The following is a 17353-nucleotide window of genomic DNA, read 5'->3' on the forward strand; positions in this document are numbered from 1 at the left end:
GAATAATGACACGGAGTAGAAAGGAAACGCATGAAAGCAGCGCGCCCCGGTAAGTTGAGACGCCAGGAAGATCAGGCCAGCTTTGTCAGCTGGCGTTTTGCGTTGCTGTGCGGCTGCATTTTGCTGGCGATGGTTGGCCTGATGTTGCGCGTCGCGTACCTGCAGGTCATCAACCCCGATCGTCTGGTGAAAGAAGGCGACATGCGTTCGCTGCGCGTGCAGGAAGTGCCGACCGCGCGCGGTATGATCAGCGATCGCGCCGGCCGTCCGTTGGCGGTCAGCGTGCCGGTGAATGCGGTGTGGGCCGATCCGAAAGAGCTGAACGAGCGCGGCGGCATCACGCTGGACAGCCGCTGGAAAGCGCTTTCCGATGCGCTGAACATCCCGCTGGACCAACTCTCCAACCGCATCAACGCCAACCCGAAAGGGCGCTTCGTTTATCTGGCGCGCCAGGTTAACCCGGCGATCGGCGACTACATCCACAAACTCAAGCTGCCGGGGATCTACCTGCGGCAGGAGTCGCGCCGTTACTATCCGGCGGGGCAGGTGACGTCGCACATCATCGGCGTGACCAACATCGACGGGCAAGGCATCGAAGGCGTAGAGAAGAGCTTCGACCGCTGGCTGACCGGGCAACCGGGCGAGAGAACGGTGCGTAAGGATCGTTTCGGCCGGGTGATCGAAGACATCTCCTCCGTCGACAGCCAGGCGGCGCACAACCTGGTGCTGAGCGTCGATGAGCGCCTGCAGGCGCTGGTGTATCGCGAGCTGAACAATGCGGTGGCGTTCAACAAGGCCGAATCGGGCACTGCGGTGCTGATCGATGTGAACACCGGCGAAGTGCTGGCGATGGCCAACAGCCCGTCTTACAACCCGAACAACATGGCCGGTACGCCGAAAGAAACCATGCGTAACCGCGCCATCACCGATATTTTTGAACCCGGTTCAACCGTGAAGCCAATGGTGGTGATGACCGCGCTGCAAAACGGCGTGGTGAGAGAAAACAGCGTGCTGAACACCATCCCGTATCGCATTCAGGGCCACGAGATCAAAGACGTGGCGCGGTACTCGGAGCTGTCATTGACCGGGATCTTGCAGAAGTCGAGTAACGTCGGTGTTTCAAAGCTGGCGTTAGCGATGCCGTCCTCAGCGTTAGTAGATACTTACTCTCGTTTTGGGCTGGGAAAAGCGACCAATTTGGGGCTGGTCGGAGAAAGCAGTGGCATATACCCAAAAAAACAACGGTGGTCTGACATAGAGAGGGCCACCTTCTCTTTCGGCTACGGGCTGATGGTAACTCCGTTACAGTTGGCGCGAGTCTATGCAACGATCGGCAGCCTGGGCGTGTATCGCCCATTGTCGATCACCAAGGTTGACCCTCCGGTCGCCGGCGAGCGCGTTTTCCCTGAACCTCTGGTGCGCACCGTGGTGCACATGATGGAAAGCGTGGCCTTGCCGGGCGGCGGCGGCGTAAAAGCCGCCATCAAGGGATACCGTATCGCCATCAAAACCGGTACCGCGAAAAAAGTGGGCCCGGACGGCAAATACGTCAACCGATACATCGCTTATACCGCCGGCGTCGCGCCGGCAAGTAACCCCCGTTTTGCCCTGGTGGTCGTCATCAACGACCCGCAGGGTGGGAAATACTATGGTGGCGCAATCTCCGCGCCGGTGTTCGGCGCCATCATGGGCGGCGTATTGCGCACCATGAACGTCGAGCCTGACGCGTTGCCCACCGGTGACAAAAGCGAATTAGTGATTAACAAGAAAGAGGGTTCAGGTGGCAGATCGTAATTTGCGCGACTTACTCGCCCCGTGGGTGCCGACGGCACCCGGGCGCGCGCTGCGGGAAATGACATTAGACAGCCGTGTGGCGGCTGCCGGGGATCTGTTTGTCGCCGTGGTCGGCCATCAAACGGATGGGCGCCGCTATATTCCGCAGGCCATCGCGCAGGGCGTCGCCGCTGTGATCGCCGAGGCTGACGGTCAGGCCGAAGACGGCGCCATCGTTGAGATGCACGGCGTGCCGGTGATCTACCTGAGCCAACTGAACCAGCGCCTTTCCGCGCTGGCCGGGCGTTTTTACCATCAGCCGGGCGAGCGCTTGCGCCTGGTCGGCGTGACCGGCACCAACGGCAAAACCACCACCACGCAGCTGCTGGCGCAGTGGAGCCAACTGCTGGGCGAAACCAGCGCGGTGATGGGCACCGTCGGCAACGGCCTGCTGGGCCAGGTGTGTCCGACCGAGAATACCACCGGTTCTGCGGTGGATGTTCAACACGTATTAAACGAGTTGGCGGAACAGGGCGCGACCTTCGCCGCCATGGAAGTTTCTTCCCACGGTTTGGTGCAACACCGGGTAGCGGCGCTGCCGTTCGCTGCGGCGGTCTTCACCAACCTGAGCCGCGATCACCTGGATTACCACGGTGATATGGCCAATTACGAAGCGGCCAAATGGTCGCTGTTCGCCGCCCACAACGTGGGGCAGGCGATCATCAACGCCGACGATGAAGTCGGTCAGCGCTGGCTCGGCAAATTGCCGGATGCGGTAGCGGTGACGATGCAGGACAACCTGCAGCCGGGCTGCCACGGCCGCTGGCTGAAAACCACGGCGGTCGACTATCACGACAACGGCGCGACTGTTCGTTTCAGCTCCAGCTGGGGCGACGGCGAGATCGAAAGCCGCCTGATGGGCGCGTTCAACGTCAGCAACCTGCTGTTGGCATTGGCGACGCTGCTGTCGTTGGGCTACCCGCTGGAGGCGCTGGTGGAAACCGGCAGCCGTCTGCAGCCGGTCTGCGGCCGCATGGAAGTGTTTAACGCGCCGGGCAAACCGACGGTAGTGGTGGATTACGCCCACACGCCGGATGCGCTGGAGAAAGCGCTGGAAGCCGCGCGTCTGCACTGCCAGGGGCAGCTGTGGTGTGTGTTCGGCTGCGGCGGCGATCGCGACAAGGGCAAGCGTCCGCTGATGGGCGGCATCGCCGAGCAGTTCGCCGATCGCGTGGTGATCACCGATGACAACCCGCGCACCGAAGAGCCGCGCGCGATTATCAACGACATCCTGACCGGATTGCTGGACGCCGGGCAGGCGCTGGTGATCCACGGCCGCGCCGAAGCGGTGACCAGCGCCATCATGCAGGCGCAGGAGCAGGATGTGGTGCTGGTGGCGGGCAAAGGCCACGAAGATTATCAGCTGGTGGGCAACCGCCGCCTGGATTACTCCGACCGCACGACGGTCGCCCGACTGCTGGGGGTGCTGGCATGATCCCTGTCTCTCTTCAGACACTGGCTGAGGTATTGAGCGCTGAACTGGTGGGCGCCGATTGCCAAATTGTCGAGGTGACGACAGACACCCGCAAGGTGACCGCCGGTTGCCTGTTTGTGGCGCTGAAAGGCGAGCGTTTCGACGCGCACGACTTCGCGGCGGATGCCGTAGCCGCAGGCGCCGGGGCGCTGCTGGTCAGTAAGCGCTTATCAGTGGACGCGCCGCAGCTGGTGGTGCAAGACACCCGTCTGGCGCTGGGCCAGCTTGGAGCCTGGGTGCGTCAACAGGTGCCGGCGCGCGTGGTGGCGCTGACCGGTTCCTCGGGCAAGACGTCGGTGAAAGAAATGACCGCCGCCATTCTGCGTGAATGCGGCGAAGTGCTGTATACCGCCGGCAACTTCAATAACGACATCGGCGTGCCGCTGACGCTGTTGCGTCTGGAGCCGCAGCATGATTTTGCCGTGATAGAGCTGGGCGCTAACCACATTGGCGAAATTGCTTACACCACCGCATTGACGCGTCCGCAGACCGCTTTGGTGAACAACCTGGCGGCCGCGCACCTGGAAGGCTTCGGCTCGCTGGCCGGCGTCGCCCAGGCGAAAGGTGAAATCTTTACCGGCCTGCCGGCCGACGGCGTGGCGATCATCAACGCCGATAACAACGACTGGCCGCACTGGCAGAGCATGCTGGGCGGCAAAACCGTCTGGCGCTTCTCGCCGCAGGCGGCCAAAGGCGTGGACTTCTTCGCGGACGAGGTGCGGGTGAACGGCGCAGGCACGCAGTTCACGCTGCACAGCCCGTTCGGCAGCGCCGAGATCGCGCTGCCGCTGCCGGGGCGCCACAACGTGGCCAACGCGTTGGCGGCCACGGCGCTGGCGATGTCGGTAGGCGCCACCCTGGAAGCGGTGCGTCAGGGGTTAAAACAATTGCAGGCGGTGCCGGGGCGTTTGTTCCCGGTGGCGCTGGCCGAAGGCAAGCTGCTGCTGGACGACAGCTACAACGCCAACGTCGGGTCGATGACCGCGGCGGCGCAGGTGCTGGCGGAGATGCCGGGCTACCGCGTGATGGTGGTCGGCGATATGGCCGAGCTGGGCGCAGAAGCGGAAGAGTGCCACCGTCAGGTGGGCGAAGCCGCCCGTCTGGCCGGGGTCGACAAAGTCATCAGCGTCGGCGGGTTGAGCCGCGTGCTGAGCGAAGCCTCCGGCAATGGCGAACATTATCAGGACAAGACAGCAGTGATCGCGCGCGTGGCAGAATTACTGTCGGAACATGCGGTCATCACCGTGTTAATCAAAGGTTCACGTAGTGCCGCAATGGAGCAGGTAGTACGCGCGTTACAGGAGAAAGCACCATGTTAGTTTGGCTGGCCGAGCATTTGGTCAAGTATTACTCAGGCTTCAACGTCTTTTCTTATCTGACGTTCCGAGCCATTGTCAGCCTGCTGACCGCGCTGTTCCTGTCACTGTGGATGGGCCCGCGGGTGATCAAGCGTCTGCAAGAAATGTCCTTCGGGCAGGTGGTGCGCAACGACGGCCCCGAGTCGCACTTCAGCAAGCGCGGCACGCCGACCATGGGCGGCATCATGATCCTGACCTCCATCACCATTTCGGTGCTGATGTGGGCCTACCCGTCCAACCCGTATGTCTGGTGCGTGCTGTTCGTGCTGGTGGGTTACGGTATTGTCGGTTTCGTCGACGACTACCGCAAGGTGGTGCGTAAGGACACCAAAGGGCTGATCGCCCGCTGGAAGTATTTCTGGCAGTCGGTGATTGCGCTGATTGTCGCATTCGCCATGTACGCCGTAGGAAAAGACACGCCAGCCACCGAGCTGGTTGTGCCGTTCTTTAAGGACGTGATGCCGCAGCTGGGCCTGCTGTACATCCTGCTGGCCTATTTCGTCATCGTCGGCACCAGCAACGCGGTCAACCTGACCGACGGCCTGGACGGCCTGGCGATTATGCCGACGGTATTCGTGGCGGCCGGTTTCGCGCTGGTGGCCTGGGCGACCGGTAACATGAACTTCGCCAACTACCTGCATATTCCGTATCTGCGTCATGCCGGTGAGTTGGTGATTGTCTGCACCGCCATCGTCGGCGCCGGCCTCGGGTTCCTGTGGTTCAACACCTACCCGGCTCAGGTGTTTATGGGCGACGTCGGTTCGCTGGCGCTGGGCGGCGCGCTGGGCACCATCGCGGTGCTGCTGCGCCAGGAGTTCTTGTTGGTGATCATGGGCGGCGTGTTCGTGGTAGAGACGCTGTCGGTGATCCTGCAGGTGGGATCGTTCAAGCTGCGCGGACAACGCATTTTCCGCATGGCGCCGATTCACCACCACTATGAATTGAAAGGCTGGCCGGAGCCGCGCGTGATCGTGCGCTTCTGGATCATTTCGCTGATGCTAGTGCTGATTGGCCTGGCAACGCTGAAGGTGCGTTAATCATGGCAGACTATCAGGGTAGAAAAGTCGTCATCATCGGGTTGGGCCTCACCGGCCTGTCCTGTGTCGATTTCTTCATGGCGCGCGGCGTGACGCCGCGCGTGATGGATACCCGTATCGCGCCGCCAGGGTTGGACAAACTGCCTGAAAGCGTGGAGCGCCATCTGGGCGATCTGAACCAGGACTGGCTGCTGGCGGCGGATCTGATCGTCGCCAGCCCGGGCGTCGCGCTGGCGACCCCGGCATTGAGCGCCGCGGCGGAAGCCGGCGTGGAAATCGTCGGCGACGTCGAACTGTTCTGCCGCGAGGCGCAGGCGCCGATCGTGGCGATTACCGGCTCCAACGGCAAGAGCACCGTCACCACCCTGGTGGGTGAGATGGCGAAAGCCGCCGGTTGGGCGGTGGGCGTGGGCGGCAATATCGGCCTGCCGGCGCTGAGCCTGTTGCGCCAGGAATGTCAGCTTTACGTGCTGGAGCTGTCCAGCTTCCAGCTGGAAACGACGCATAGCCTGCGGGCGGCGGCGGCGACCATCCTGAACGTGACCGAAGATCATATGGATCGCTATCCGTTCGGCCTGCAGCAGTATCGCGGCGCCAAGCTGCGCGTGTATGAAAACGCCGCGGTGTGCGTGGTGAACGCGGACGATGCGCTGACCATGCCGGTGCGCGGCGCCGACGAACGCTGCGTCAGCTTCGGGGCGGATGTGGGTGACTATCACCTGAACCGTCAGCAGGGCGAAACCTGGCTGCGGGTGCGCGGTGAGAAGGTGCTGAATACGCGCGAGATGAAGCTGACCGGTCGCCACAACTACACCAACGCCCTGGCGGCGCTGGCGTTGGCGGATGCGGTCAATATCCCGCGTGCCTCCAGCCTGAAGGCGTTGACCACCTTCACCGGCCTGGCGCACCGCTTCCAGCTGGCCTGGGAGAACAACGGCGTGCGTTGGATCAACGATTCCAAAGCCACCAACGTCGGCAGCACCGAAGCGGCGCTGAACGGCCTGCAGGTGGACGGCACGCTGCATCTGCTGCTGGGCGGCGACGGCAAGTCCGCCGATTTCTCGCCGCTGGCGCGCTATCTGCAGGGCGACAACGTGCGGCTGTATTGCTTTGGCCGCGACGGCGCCCAGCTGGCGCAGCTGCGGCCGGAAGTGGCGACGCTGACCGAGACCATGGAGCAGGCGATGCGCACCATCGCCGGCCGCGTACAGCCCGGCGATATGGTGCTGTTGTCGCCGGCCTGCGCCAGTCTCGATCAGTTCCGTAATTTTGAAGTGCGCGGCGATGAGTTCGCCCGCCTGGCGCAGGAGCTTGGCGGATGAAACTACGCTTGCCGAACTTCGGGCTGACAGAACGGCTGAAAGACTGGGTGACCGGCGCGCGCGACAACGACGCGGTCAACATGGTGCTGTACGATCGCACCCTGCTGTGGCTGACCTTCGGGTTGGCGATCATCGGCTTCGTGATGGTGACCTCGGCGTCGATGCCGATCGGCCAACGCCTGGCGGACGATCCGTTCCTGTTCGCCAAACGCGATGCGTTGTACCTCGGCCTGGCGTTCGGCCTGTCTCTGGTGACGCTGCGCATCCCGATGGAAGTTTGGCAGCGCTACAGCAACGTGATGCTGCTGATGTCGATCGTGATGCTGCTGATCGTCCTGGTGGTGGGGAGCTCGGTGAACGGGGCCTCGCGCTGGATCGCGCTCGGCCCGCTGCGTATTCAGCCGGCGGAGCTGTCCAAGCTGTCGCTGTTCTGCTACCTGGCGAGCTATCTGGTGCGCAAGGTGGAAGAGGTGCGCAGCAACTTCTGGGGCTTCTGTAAGCCGATGGGCGTCATGGTGGTGCTGGCGGTGCTGCTGCTGGCGCAACCGGATCTCGGCACCGTGGTGGTGCTGTTCATCACCACGCTGGCGATGCTGTTCCTGGCCGGCGCGAAAATGTGGCAGTTCCTGGCGATCATCGGCTCCGGCGTGTTCGCCGTGGTGCTGCTGATTATCGCGGAACCGTACCGTATGCGCCGCGTGACCTCGTTCTGGAACCCGTGGGCCGACCCGTTCGGCAGCGGCTACCAGCTGACCCAGTCGCTGATGGCATTCGGCCGCGGTGAGTTCTGGGGGCAGGGGCTCGGCAACTCGGTGCAGAAACTGGAGTATTTGCCGGAAGCGCACACCGACTTCATCTTCTCCATTTTGGGTGAAGAACTGGGCTATATCGGTGTGGTTTTAGCCCTGTTAATGGTATTCTTCGTCGCTTTTCGCGCGATGTCCATCGGGCGCCGCGCGCTGGAGATCGACCAACGCTTCTCCGGCTTCCTGGCCTGCGCGATCGGCGTGTGGTTCAGCTTCCAGGCGTTGGTTAACGTCGGCGCCGCCGCAGGCATGCTGCCGACCAAAGGTCTGACGCTGCCGCTGATCAGTTACGGCGGCTCGAGCTTGCTGATTATGTCGACGGCGATCGTGCTGTTGCTGCGAATTGATTATGAAACGCGCCTGACCAAGGCTCAGGCGTTTGTGAAGAGGTAAGGGATGAGCGGGAAACCTAAGCGTTTAATGGTGATGGCAGGCGGTACCGGCGGGCACGTGTTCCCGGGGCTGGCGGTCGCGCATCATCTGATGGCGCAGGGCTGGCAGGTGCGCTGGCTCGGAACCGCAGACCGAATGGAAGCCGATCTGGTGCCGAAGCACGGGATCGAGATTGATTTTATCCGCATCTCCGGCCTGCGCGGCAAAGGCCTGAAGGCCCAGTTGACGGCGCCGCTGCGGATCTGGCAGGCGGTGCGCCAGGCGAAAGCCATCATGCGCAGCTATCAGCCGGATGTGGTGCTGGGGATGGGCGGTTACGTTTCCGGCCCCGGCGGCCTGGCGGCCTGGCAGTGTGGCATCCCGGTGGTGCTGCACGAACAGAACGGCATTGCCGGCTTGACCAACCGCTGGCTGGCGCGCATCGCCGCCAAAGTGATGCAGGCCTTCCCCGGCGCGTTCCCGAACGCCGAGGTGGTGGGCAACCCGGTGCGCACCGACGTGTTGGCGCTGCCGTTGCCGGCGGAGCGGTTGCAGGGGCGCGAAGGCCCGATCCGCGTGCTGGTGATTGGCGGAAGTCAGGGCGCGCGCGTGCTGAATCAGACAGTTCCTGAAGTCGCGGCGCGTTTGGGCGATAGAATTACGCTCTGGCATCAGGTTGGCAAGGGCGCGCTGGAAACGGTGCTGCGCGATTACGAAAGGGTAGGGCAGACGCAGCACAAGGTGACCGAGTTCATCGACGACATGGCCGCCGCCTATGCCTGGGCCGACGTGGTGGTCTGCCGCTCCGGCGCGTTGACCGTCAGCGAAATCGCGGCGGCGGGGCTGCCGGCGATCTTCGTGCCGTTCATGCATAAGGATCGTCAGCAGTACTGGAATGCGCGTCCGCTGGAAGAAGCCGGCGCGGCGAAGATTATCGAACAGCCGCAGTTCAACGCCGATGTGGTGGCCGAACTGCTGGCGAGCTGGGATCGCAAGACGCTGCTGGCCATGGCCGAGAAAGCGCGCGCGGTCGCCATTCCGGACGCCACCGAGCGCGTGGCGGCGGAGCTGGTGCGGCTCGCCAAGTAACGAGTGCAGGGGTTCGGTGCGCCGAACCTGAATAAAAGCAATGTGATGTAGGGCCGGGGTACCGGATCCGGATTAGAGAGAGTGATGAATACACAACAACTGGCGAAACTACGTACTATCGTGCCCGAGATGCGTCGCGTCCGGCACATTCACTTTGTCGGCATCGGTGGCGCCGGCATGGGTGGTATCGCCGAAGTGTTGGCAAACGAAGGGTATCAGATCAGCGGCTCCGACCTGGCGCCGAATCCGGTGACCCAACAGCTGAGCGCGCTCGGAGCGACGATTTATTTCAATCACCGTCCGGAAAACGTGCTGGATGCGAGCGTGGTGGTGGTCTCTACCGCCATCTCCGCCGACAACCCGGAGATCGTCGCCGCTCGTGAAGCGCGCATCCCGGTGATCCGCCGCGCTGAAATGCTGGCGGAGCTGATGCGTTTTCGTCACGGCATCGCTATTGCCGGCACGCACGGCAAAACCACCACCACGGCGATGGTCTCGAGCATTTATGCCGAAGCCCGCCTGGACCCGACCTTCGTCAACGGCGGGCTGGTGAAGGCGGCGGGTACCCACGCACGACTGGGGTCCAGCCGTTATCTGATCGCGGAAGCGGATGAGAGCGATGCGTCGTTCCTGCATCTGCAGCCGATGGTGGCCGTGGTCACCAACATTGAAGCCGACCACATGGACACGTACCAGGGCGACTTCGAGAACCTGAAGCAGACGTTTATCAATTTCTTGCACAACCTGCCGTTCTACGGCCGTGCGGTGATGTGCATTGACGATCCGGTGGTGCGTGAGCTGTTGCCGCGCGTGGGGCGCCATATCACCACCTACGGCTTCAGTGAGGATGCCGATGTGCGCATCGAAGACTACCGGCAGATTGGGCCGCAGGGGCACTTTACCCTGAGCCGTCAGGACAAACCGTTGCTGACGGTGACGCTGAACGCGCCGGGCCGCCACAATGCGTTGAACGCAGCGGCGGCGGTGGCGGTAGCGACCGAAGAAGGCATCGACGACGAAGATATCCTGCGCGCGCTGGCGGGCTTCCAGGGCACCGGGCGCCGCTTCGATTTCCTCGGCGAGTTCCCGCTGGAACCAGTCAACGGCAAAGCGGGCAGCGCGATGCTGGTGGACGATTACGGCCACCATCCGACCGAGGTGGACGCCACGCTGAAAGCGGCGCGCGCCGGCTGGCCGGACAAGCGTCTGGTGATGATCTTCCAGCCGCACCGTTATACGCGCACCCGCGATCTGTACGACGATTTCGCCAACGTGCTGTCGCAGGTGGATGTGCTGCTGATGCTTGACGTGTACGCCGCCGGCGAAGCGCCGATCCCGGGCGCGGACAGCCGTTCGCTGTGCCGCACCATCCGCAGCCGCGGCAAGCTGGATCCGATCCTGGTTTCCGATGCCGATAGCGTGCCGGAAACCCTGGCGCAGCTGCTGCAGGATGAAGACCTGGTGCTGGTGCAGGGCGCCGGCAACGTGGGCAAAATCGCCCGTAAACTGGCCGAGCTGAAGCTGCAGCCGCCGAAGAAAGAGGAGGAGCACCATGGCTGATAAAGTTGCAGTTCTGCTGGGCGGCACCTCCGCCGAACGCGAAGTTTCCCTGCAGTCCGGCGCCGCGGTGCTGGCCGGGTTGCGCGAAGCCGGTATCGATGCGCACGGCGTCGACACCCGCGATTTCCCGGTGACCCAGTTGAAAGAGCAGGGATTCACCAAAGTATTTATCGCGCTGCACGGGCGCGGCGGCGAGGACGGCACCCTGCAAGGGCTGCTGGAGTTCCTCGAACTGCCTTATACCGGCAGCGGCGTGATGGCCTCGGCGCTGACCATGGACAAATGGCGCACCAAGATGGTGTGGCAGTCGATGGGCTTGCCGGTAGCGCCTTACGTGGCGCTGAATCGCCAGCTGTACCTCGGCGCCGAAAAAGCGGCGCTGCTGGCGCGCGTGGCGGATCTCGGTTTGCCGCTGATCGTCAAGCCGAGCCGTGAAGGCTCCAGCGTCGGTATGAGCAAGGTCACCGAAAGCGCGGCGTTGGCAGCGGCGCTGGAAGAAGCCTTCCGCCATGACGACGATGTGCTGGTGGAGAAGTGGTTGAGCGGCCCGGAATACACCGTGGCGATGCTGGGCGACCAGGTTCTGCCGTCAATCCGCATCCAGCCGGCCGGCGTGTTTTACGACTACCAGGCCAAGTACATTTCGGACGACACGCAGTACTTCTGCCCGAGCGGTTTGAGTGCCGAGCAGGAAGCCGAGATGGCGGCGTTGGCGCTGCGCGCCTACCGCGGTCTGGACTGCAGCGGCTGGGGCCGCGTCGACGTGATGCAAGACAGCGATGGCCGCTTCTATCTGCTTGAGGTGAACACCTCTCCGGGCATGACCAGTCATAGCCTGGTGCCGATGGCGGCGCGCCAGTTTGGATTAAGCTTCTCGCAGTTGGTGGCGAGAATTTTGGAGTTGGCCGACTGATATGTCGCAAGCTGCCCTGAATGCGCGCGATCGCGAGGTGGATAACGGCCCGCGCCGCAGCAATGGAACCCAGTTGGCGGGAATGATTTTCCTGCTGATGGTGTTGGGAACGGTCGTGTGGAGCGGTTGGGCGGTGCTTGGCTGGATGAAAGACGCCAGCCGCCTGCCGCTCTCAAGGCTGGTGGTGACCGGCGAACGCCATTACACCACCAACGATGATATTCGTCAGGCGATCCTGGCGCTGGGCGCACCCGGCACCTTTATGACGCAGGATGTGGACGTCATCCAGCAGCAGATCGAACGTCTGCCGTGGATCAAGCAGGCCAGCGTGCGCAAACAATGGCCGGATGAGCTGAAGATCCATCTGGTGGAGTACGTCCCGGTGGCGCGCTGGAACGATTTGCACATGGTGGACGCCGAGGGCAAAGCGTTCAGCGTACCGGCGGAGCGGGCGGGCAAGCAGAAGTTGCCGCTGCTCTACGGGCCGGAAGGGAGCGAGCAGGATGTGCTGGAAGGCTATCGGGCGATGAGCGCCACGTTGGCGGCCAGCAAATATACGCTGAAAATGGCGGCGATGACCGCGCGCCATTCCTGGCAGCTGGCGCTGGACAACGATGTCCGGCTTGAGCTGGGGCGCGATGACCGCAACGGGCGTTTGCAGCGGTTTATCGAGCTTTACCCGGTATTGCAGCAGCAGGGCCAGGCGGAGAGCAAGCGTGTCAGCTATGTCGATCTGCGCTACGAGTCCGGCGCTTCGGTAGGGTGGGCTCCGGTGTTGGTCGATCCGCAGGCGCTTGGCGGTCAGCAAAACAGTAATCAGCAACAGAATCAGGCACAGGCAAAACAACAATGATCAAGTCGACGGACAGAAAACTGGTAGTTGGACTGGAGATCGGTACTGCAAAAGTCTCCGCGTTGGTAGGGGAAGTTCTGCCCGATGGCATGGTCAACATTATCGGGGTGGGCAGCTGCCCGTCTCGCGGTATGGATAAGGGTGGCGTAAACGACCTGGAATCGGTGGTGAAGTGCGTACAGCGCGCCATCGATCAGGCCGAGCTGATGGCGGACTGCCAGATCTCTTCGGTGTACCTGGCGCTGTCGGGCAAACACATCAGCTGCCAGAACGAAATCGGCATGGTGCCGATCTCGGAAGAGGAAGTGACGCAGGATGACGTGGAGAATGTGGTGCACACCGCCAAATCGGTGCGCGTGCGCGACGAACACCGTATCCTGCACGTGATCCCTCAGGAATACGCCATCGATTATCAGGAAGGCATCAAAAACCCGGTTGGGCTGTCCGGCGTGCGCATGCAGGCCAAGGTGCATCTGATTACCTGCCATAACGATATGGCGAAGAACATCGTCAAGGCCGTGGAACGTTGCGGCCTGAAAGTTGACCAACTTATTTTCGCCGGTCTGGCCGCGAGCTACGCGGTGCTGACCGAAGATGAACGCGAACTCGGCGTTTGCGTGGTGGATATCGGCGGCGGCACCATGGATATGGCGGTGTATACCGGCGGTGCGCTGCGCCACACCAAAGTGATCCCTTATGCCGGGAACGTGGTCACCAGCGATATCGCCTACGCCTTCGGCACGCCGCCGACCGATGCGGAAGCGATTAAAGTTCGACACGGTTGTGCGCTTGGGTCGATTGTTAGCAAGGATGAGAATGTAGAGGTGCCTAGCGTCGGGGGACGTCCTCCGCGCAGTCTGCAAAGACAGACGCTGGCTGAAGTCATTGAGCCACGCTACACCGAACTGTTGAATCTGGTTAACGATGAAATTTTGCAATTGCAGGAGCAACTGCGTCAGCAAGGGGTGAAGCATCATCTGGCGGCAGGTATCGTGCTGACCGGTGGCGCCGCCCAGATTGATGGCCTGGCAGCCTGTGCGCAACGGGTGTTCCACACTCAGGTACGCATCGGCCAACCCTTGAACATCACGGGTCTGACGGATTATGCGCAGGAGCCTTACTACTCGACGGCGGTAGGTCTGCTGCACTATGGAAAAGAGTCTCACCTGAGCGGTGAGACAGAAGTAGAAAAACGCGCCTCGGTGGGCAATTGGTTTAAACGCATCAATAGCTGGCTGAGAAAAGAGTTTTAATGTTTCAACAAAGAGATCATGCTGAGTAATCTTTTTATGATCTCGCAGCGACAGGCACAAAACGGAGAGAAACTATGTTTGAACCAATGGAACTAACCAATGACGCGGTGATTAAAGTCATCGGCGTCGGCGGCGGCGGTGGCAACGCCGTTGAACACATGGTGCGCGAGCGCATCGAAGGTGTTGAATTCTTCGCTGTGAACACGGACGCCCAGGCGCTCCGCAAAACGGCGGTTGGCCAAACCATCCAGATTGGTAGCGGTATTACCAAAGGTCTGGGTGCGGGCGCGAACCCTGAGGTGGGTCGCAATTCAGCGGAAGAAGACCGCGAAGCCCTGCGCGCAGCGCTGGACGGCGCAGACATGGTCTTCATCGCAGCCGGCATGGGCGGCGGTACCGGTACCGGTGCGGCGCCAGTGGTGGCTGAAGTGGCTAAAGATTTGGGTATTCTGACCGTGGCCGTGGTGACCAAGCCTTTCAACTTCGAAGGCAAGAAGCGCATGGCATTCGCGGAGCAGGGTATCGCTGAACTGTCCAAACACGTGGACTCGCTGATCACCATCCCGAACGACAAGCTGTTGAAAGTTCTGGGGCGCGGCATCTCTCTGCTGGACGCGTTCGGCGCGGCCAACGACGTGCTGAAAGGCGCGGTGCAGGGTATCGCCGAGCTGATCACCCGTCCGGGCCTGATGAACGTCGACTTCGCCGACGTGCGCACCGTGATGTCCGAAATGGGCTACGCGATGATGGGTTCCGGCGTGGCTTGCGGTGAAGACCGCGCCGAAGAAGCGGCCGAAATGGCGATCTCCAGCCCGCTGCTGGAAGACATCGACCTGTCCGGCGCGCGCGGCGTGCTGGTCAACATTACCGCTGGCTTCGATCTGCGTCTGGATGAGTTCGAAACTGTGGGTAACACCATCCGTGCGTTCGCTTCCGACAACGCTACCGTGGTTATCGGTACCTCGCTGGATCCGGAAATGAACGACGAACTGCGCGTTACCGTGGTTGCAACCGGTATCGGTATGGACAAGCGTCCTGAAATCACTCTGGTGACCAATAAGCAGGCCAGCCAGCCAGTGATGGATCACCGTTATCAGCAGCACGGCATGTCGCCTCTGCCGCAGGAAGTGAAACCTGCCGCCAAGGTGGTCAACGACCAAGCTGCGCAGCCGAATAAAGAGCCCGACTATCTTGATATTCCAGCCTTCCTGCGTAAACAGGCAGACTAAGAATATCCTGAGAATTTGGAATCTCCGCTCTTTGTGCTAAACTGTCCCGCCGGCCATGCTGTATGCTTGGCTGGTAGGATGGATAACATTGCGAGATAAAACGATGATCAAACAAAGGACATTAAAACGTATTGTTCAGGCGACTGGCGTCGGTTTGCATACCGGCAAGAAAGTCACGCTGACAATGCGCCCAGCGCCGGCTAATACCGGGGTCATCTATCGTCGCACTGACTTGAATCCACCGGTTGATTTTCCGGCTGATGCAAAATCCGTGCGTGATACCATGCTCTGTACTTGCCTGGTGAATGAGCATGACGTGCGTATTTCGACCGTTGAGCACCTCAACGCCGCGCTGGCTGGGCTGGGCATCGACAATATCGTCATCGAAGTCGACGCCGCTGAAATCCCAATCATGGACGGCAGCGCCAGTCCGTTCGTGTTCTTGCTGCTGGATGCCGGCATCGAAGAACTGAACTCGGCGAAGAAATTCCTGCGTCTGAAAGAGACCGTGCGTGTTGAAGATGGCGACAAATGGGCCGAGCTGTCCCCGCATAACGGGTTCCGCCTGGACTTCACCATCGACTTCAACCACCCGGCTATCGACGCCAGCTCTCAGCGCTACCGTCTTGATTTCTCGGCTGAGTCGTTCGTGCGTCAAATCAGCCGCGCGCGCACCTTCGGGTTCATGCGCGATATCGAATATCTGCAGTCCCGCGGCTTGGCCCTGGGCGGCAGCTTCGATTGCGCCATTGTGGTAGATGACTACCGCGTGCTGAACGAAGACGGTCTGCGTTTCGAAGACGAGTTCGTACGTCACAAAATGCTGGACGCCATCGGCGACCTGTTCATGTGCGGCCACAACATCATTGGCGCGTTCACCGCGTTCAAGTCTGGGCACGCGCTGAACAACAAACTGCTGCAGGCCGTACTGGCCAAGCAGGAAGCGTGGGAATACGTGACCTTCCAGGACGAAGCCGAAATGCCGTTGGCATTCAAGGCACCGTCTACCGTATTGGCGTAAGGTCTGAATTCCTCGCCTGCTGCGAATAACGGCAGGCGCATCCTCTGAGAGCCTGAGAATTCAGGCTCGTGATGCCGTCTGATGTTTTGCAGTTGTGTCGCTGATTACTTATCACGACTGGTTGTGTTGGTACCCTCTCCGGCCAATGCAGCCAGCCGTTCCAATATCTTGCGCAGTTTCTCCGGGCTACGGCTCGCCAATCCTCTCAGCTCTTCCGCACTTTCCAGACTCAAATGCCGCATCGGCACGGGTTTTTCCGGCGCTTTTTCGGCGTTTTGCACCTGGTTGCTGCCTTTCGCCATCAAGGCCGGATTAATCCTGATGTCGATCGACGACAATGATGGTAGAATTTGCGCTCGTAGTGCAGACAGCAAAGCGGGTTGTTCGTAGCGCAAGCGCATCATCCAACTGGCATTTGCCGTTTCGAGCACTAAAATACCCTGTCGGAAATTCGCGACGCGGCACCAGGGATGCAGGGGAGCGGGCAACAGGCCCTTCACTGCACGGTTAAGCTTGAGCAGCGCCACCGCGCGTTGCTGGACGTTATGCAGCGGCCCTTTGCTGCCGGCAGACGCGTCGTCGAACAGGACATCTAATAATTGTGGACGGCTATCGCGCATAATGGGCTCCGGCGGATTATAAACTCGTGATCGGTATTCTAAATCGTTGGCGACAATTTGGCAGACGTTATTTCTGGCCCCATCTCCTGTTAGGGATGGTTGCGGCCACGCTTGGCGCGTCTTCCAATTTGTCCGGCGCTCCCGATCAGGCCGCACTGCCGAATACGTCGTCCAGCCTTAACCGGCAAAATTCGGCCAACGGCACCTTCACCAGCCTGGCCCTGCTGCAGGACGCGCACCGCCGCCCTACCTTCAGCGTAGATTATTGGCAGCAGCATGCACTGCGCACCGTCATTCGTCACCTCTCTTTCGCGCTGGCGCCGCAGGCGGTTTATGCGCGGGTACAGGAGAGCGAAGCCGAAGCGGAACCGCCTTTGCAGGTAGCGCAACTGGCGCTGCTGTCTACCCTCAATGCGCTGCTGACGCATGAGCCGAAGCCGCCGACCATTATTCGCCACACCCACCTCGAGGTGCTGCCAACGCTGGCGCGGCACCAGACCGGCCTGTGGGTGGCTCAGGTGCAGGGCATTCGCGCCGGGCCCGTCGTTCTCGTCTGACTCCGCCCTTAGGGCACAAAAACCATAAATAATAGCAAGTTGACTGCCGCCTTCGG

The 17353-nt window shown here is 61.4% G+C and carries 15 protein-coding genes; 14 read left to right on the forward strand and 1 reads right to left on the reverse strand.

Going from position 1 to position 17353, the window contains the following annotated elements; all coding sequences use genetic code 11:
* The first annotated feature begins 30 nt into the window (after window positions 1-30).
* The 13 genes from GT753_RS15355 to lpxC all read left to right on the forward strand — a co-directional run bounded on the left by GT753_RS15355 (window position 31) and on the right by lpxC (window position 16120).
* The gene (locus GT753_RS15355; RefSeq protein ID WP_004932790.1) at window positions 31-1794 is read left to right on the forward strand and encodes a peptidoglycan glycosyltransferase FtsI; all 1764 of its coding nucleotides are present in this window, start codon (window positions 31-33) and stop codon (window positions 1792-1794) included.
* The gene (murE, locus tag GT753_RS15360; protein ID WP_015376646.1) at window positions 1781-3268 is read left to right on the forward strand and encodes a UDP-N-acetylmuramoyl-L-alanyl-D-glutamate--2,6-diaminopimelate ligase; all 1488 of its coding nucleotides are present in this window, start codon (window positions 1781-1783) and stop codon (window positions 3266-3268) included. Before GT753_RS15355 ends, murE begins: the two co-directional genes overlap by 14 nt.
* Entirely contained in the window at window positions 3265-4626 is a 1362-nt protein-coding gene (murF, locus tag GT753_RS15365) for a UDP-N-acetylmuramoyl-tripeptide--D-alanyl-D-alanine ligase (RefSeq protein WP_160125739.1), read from the forward strand. The genes murE and murF overlap by 4 nt, the downstream gene beginning before the upstream one ends.
* On the forward strand, window positions 4620-5702 hold the full coding sequence (gene mraY / locus GT753_RS15370) for a phospho-N-acetylmuramoyl-pentapeptide-transferase (protein WP_004932782.1): 1083 nt from the start codon (window positions 4620-4622) through the stop codon (window positions 5700-5702). Before murF ends, mraY begins: the two co-directional genes overlap by 7 nt.
* Before the next feature lie 2 nt (window positions 5703-5704).
* Window positions 5705-7024 (forward strand): UDP-N-acetylmuramoyl-L-alanine--D-glutamate ligase, encoded by a 1320-nt coding sequence (gene murD / locus GT753_RS15375; protein ID WP_015376648.1) that lies wholly within the window; start codon window positions 5705-5707, stop codon window positions 7022-7024.
* On the forward strand, window positions 7021-8223 hold the full coding sequence (gene ftsW, locus GT753_RS15380) for a cell division protein FtsW (protein ID WP_015376649.1): 1203 nt from the start codon (window positions 7021-7023) through the stop codon (window positions 8221-8223). The genes murD and ftsW overlap by 4 nt, the downstream gene beginning before the upstream one ends.
* Window positions 8224-8226: 3 nt before the next feature.
* A complete protein-coding gene (gene murG / locus GT753_RS15385) occupies window positions 8227-9291 on the forward strand; it encodes an undecaprenyldiphospho-muramoylpentapeptide beta-N-acetylglucosaminyltransferase (protein ID WP_004932773.1) in 1065 nt (354 codons plus the stop codon).
* Between the two features lie 84 nt (window positions 9292-9375).
* Complete coding sequence (gene murC, locus GT753_RS15390; protein ID WP_028127852.1) at window positions 9376-10851, forward strand: UDP-N-acetylmuramate--L-alanine ligase; 1476 nt, start codon at window positions 9376-9378, stop codon at window positions 10849-10851.
* Window positions 10844-11764, forward strand: a complete 921-nt coding sequence (locus GT753_RS15395) for a D-alanine--D-alanine ligase (protein ID WP_015376651.1) — start codon at window positions 10844-10846, stop codon at window positions 11762-11764. Before murC ends, GT753_RS15395 begins: the two co-directional genes overlap by 8 nt.
* A 1-nt stretch (window position 11765) precedes the next feature.
* The gene (ftsQ, locus tag GT753_RS15400; protein ID WP_004932761.1) at window positions 11766-12617 is read left to right on the forward strand and encodes a cell division protein FtsQ; all 852 of its coding nucleotides are present in this window, start codon (window positions 11766-11768) and stop codon (window positions 12615-12617) included.
* Window positions 12614-13870, forward strand: coding sequence for a cell division protein FtsA (gene ftsA / locus GT753_RS15405; protein ID WP_004932758.1), 1257 nt, complete (start codon window positions 12614-12616; stop codon window positions 13868-13870). Before ftsQ ends, ftsA begins: the two co-directional genes overlap by 4 nt.
* 74 nt (window positions 13871-13944) lie before the next feature.
* Entirely contained in the window at window positions 13945-15099 is a 1155-nt protein-coding gene (gene ftsZ, locus GT753_RS15410; protein ID WP_004932757.1) for a cell division protein FtsZ, read from the forward strand.
* A 103-nt stretch (window positions 15100-15202) separates the two neighbouring features.
* Complete coding sequence (gene lpxC, locus GT753_RS15415) at window positions 15203-16120, forward strand: UDP-3-O-acyl-N-acetylglucosamine deacetylase (protein WP_004932754.1); 918 nt, start codon at window positions 15203-15205, stop codon at window positions 16118-16120.
* A gap of 104 nt (window positions 16121-16224) precedes the next feature.
* Here the strand turns inward: lpxC and GT753_RS15420 are convergent, their stop codons facing one another.
* On the reverse strand, window positions 16225-16740 hold the full coding sequence (locus GT753_RS15420; RefSeq protein ID WP_004932751.1) for a DUF721 domain-containing protein: 516 nt from the start codon (window positions 16738-16740) through the stop codon (window positions 16225-16227).
* A 26-nt stretch (window positions 16741-16766) separates the two neighbouring features.
* Between GT753_RS15420 and secM the strand changes: the two genes are divergently transcribed.
* Window positions 16767-17297 (forward strand): secA translation cis-regulator SecM, encoded by a 531-nt coding sequence (gene secM, locus GT753_RS15425; RefSeq protein ID WP_076740942.1) that lies wholly within the window; start codon window positions 16767-16769, stop codon window positions 17295-17297.
* Window positions 17298-17353: the final 56 nt, after the last annotated feature.

Source organism: Serratia sp. Z4 (assembly GCF_009900725.1).
Classification (GTDB): Bacteria; Pseudomonadota; Gammaproteobacteria; order Enterobacterales; family Enterobacteriaceae; genus Serratia; species Serratia nematodiphila.

Coding starts and splice junctions, on each gene's coding strand:
- GT753_RS15395 (WP_015376651.1), top strand. CDS start 10,844: ATGGCTGATAAAGTTGCAGTTCTGCTGGGCGGCACCTCCGCCGAACGC.
- mraY (WP_004932782.1), top strand. CDS start 4,620: ATGTTAGTTTGGCTGGCCGAGCATTTGGTCAAGTATTACTCAGGCTTC.
- GT753_RS15420 (WP_004932751.1), bottom strand. CDS start 16,740: ATGCGCGATAGCCGTCCACAATTATTAGATGTCCTGTTCGACGACGCG.
- ftsQ (WP_004932761.1), top strand. CDS start 11,766: ATGTCGCAAGCTGCCCTGAATGCGCGCGATCGCGAGGTGGATAACGGC.
- murC (WP_028127852.1), top strand. CDS start 9,376: ATGAATACACAACAACTGGCGAAACTACGTACTATCGTGCCCGAGATG.
- murF (WP_160125739.1), top strand. CDS start 3,265: ATGATCCCTGTCTCTCTTCAGACACTGGCTGAGGTATTGAGCGCTGAA.
- murG (WP_004932773.1), top strand. CDS start 8,227: ATGAGCGGGAAACCTAAGCGTTTAATGGTGATGGCAGGCGGTACCGGC.
- ftsZ (WP_004932757.1), top strand. CDS start 13,945: ATGTTTGAACCAATGGAACTAACCAATGACGCGGTGATTAAAGTCATC.
- GT753_RS15355 (WP_004932790.1), top strand. CDS start 31: ATGAAAGCAGCGCGCCCCGGTAAGTTGAGACGCCAGGAAGATCAGGCC.
- lpxC (WP_004932754.1), top strand. CDS start 15,203: ATGATCAAACAAAGGACATTAAAACGTATTGTTCAGGCGACTGGCGTC.
- murD (WP_015376648.1), top strand. CDS start 5,705: ATGGCAGACTATCAGGGTAGAAAAGTCGTCATCATCGGGTTGGGCCTC.
- ftsW (WP_015376649.1), top strand. CDS start 7,021: ATGAAACTACGCTTGCCGAACTTCGGGCTGACAGAACGGCTGAAAGAC.
- ftsA (WP_004932758.1), top strand. CDS start 12,614: ATGATCAAGTCGACGGACAGAAAACTGGTAGTTGGACTGGAGATCGGT.